Source organism: Yersinia sp. 2542 StPb PI, assembly GCF_048593855.1.
Lineage (GTDB): Bacteria > Pseudomonadota > Gammaproteobacteria > Enterobacterales > Enterobacteriaceae > Yersinia > Yersinia enterocolitica_E.
This window is the reverse complement of record NZ_JAZGQA010000387.1, coordinates 1-1399: the sequence shown is the minus strand read 5'-3', so window position 1 is coordinate 1399 and position 1399 is coordinate 1. Positions and strand designations below refer to the sequence as shown.

Genomic DNA, 1399 nt, shown 5'->3' with positions numbered 1-1399 from the left:
ACTCATTTTTACGCACAACTCACACTTTGCATAAAAAACCGTTTGCCATACTCGCAGTGTTTTGTAGGCAAAACGTTATTAATATCAAAGTTCATTGATAAATTGAAAGCCTACCTTTTTTTTCACAATGGCTGAAGGTTGGCTGATCACATCCGATACCAGTGCGCGTTTCCCTTTTTTGGCCAAATAGTCGGCTAATGCTCTGATAGCCGCGGTACCTGCGCCTCTGATAGTGCCTTCAGCCATTGGATAAAGCACGTAAGCTGGGTCAGTCAATGAACCGGCAACACCAACATCAAACTCATTAATATCCACTGCCAGCGTGATGCTAATGACCACCCCTGATAAACGAACAATCACATAGATATAATCATCGCGGGCCGTTCTTAGCCAACTCTGCACCACGCCACTCACCAGACTCGAGGCGGAAATAACCGCATCCATCCCTTTATACACATTGGGATTGTCAATACTTTCAATATCCGTCTCGGTTTTCAAGGTGTGCCAGGCCCGACTGTAAACTCGTTCCCATTCTTCGATATACGGGAGGATATTGTCCCTGGCAGCCAGCGAGTTTTCGGTAACGCCGCTAATGATTTCAATATCAAAATGCATTTCAGGCTGTTCTAGCCATTGATTGTTTTCCCGTCTTCTGGGGATGGTTTCGACAAACTGGAAATTTTGCAGTGCCAACTCATAGCGTCCTTGAGGTAGTATCTGTGCTACTTGTGGTATTTCGGCGTTAGAATCCAGAACATTACGATATAAATAATCGGCATAGCTGAGCTGTGAAAAATCAAATGCTGTTTTTAACATTATCGCATTATCAATATTATTAGCGACATAGAGCTGGACACTTTCAATAAACCGCGCATCGGTCACTGTGTCTGATGCCGCATAGCCGGTATCGCCTACGCTGATAATCCGCTCAATAACCCGACCAAAATTTTCGGCGTTCCAACTGTCAAGACTGCCACCAAAGAGCATGGTAAAGTCAGTCAAAATACTCAATGTCCAATCAATACAAGGGGGAATAAGCTGGCGGCGAAAACGTAGATGAGGCAGCACTTCATCTTTCATTGAAACTTTACAGGCCAGCGCACTGGCCGGTACCGTCAATGATTTCCCGTTCATATCAGAATTAATTTGAGTCAATATGCCAACCGCCTCAGTTGGCAGCGGTGCCAAGAACACGTCAGCAGACAACGCTTCTTTCGTCATTAATCTAGGGAGGGGCTTCGAAGAGCCGGATACTTGCAATATCTTATTGTTACCGCCACTGAAAAAATCATAAATATTGGTGACAAACCGGTCTACCTGATTACACCGCCCTTGGACAACATAATTATAAATATTAAGCAGGGGAAGTAACCAGCAAGCGCTTTTCCCAACAAAACTG

The 1399-nt window shown here is 44.5% G+C and carries 1 protein-coding gene; it reads right to left on the bottom strand.

Annotation, left to right across the window (positions count from 1 at the left end; translation table 11 throughout):
• Nucleotides 1-84 precede the first annotated feature (84 nt).
• The coding region (locus V1952_RS21820) for an exotoxin A binding domain-containing protein (protein WP_420075544.1) at nucleotides 85-1399 on the bottom strand (1315 nt) is incomplete at its 5' end.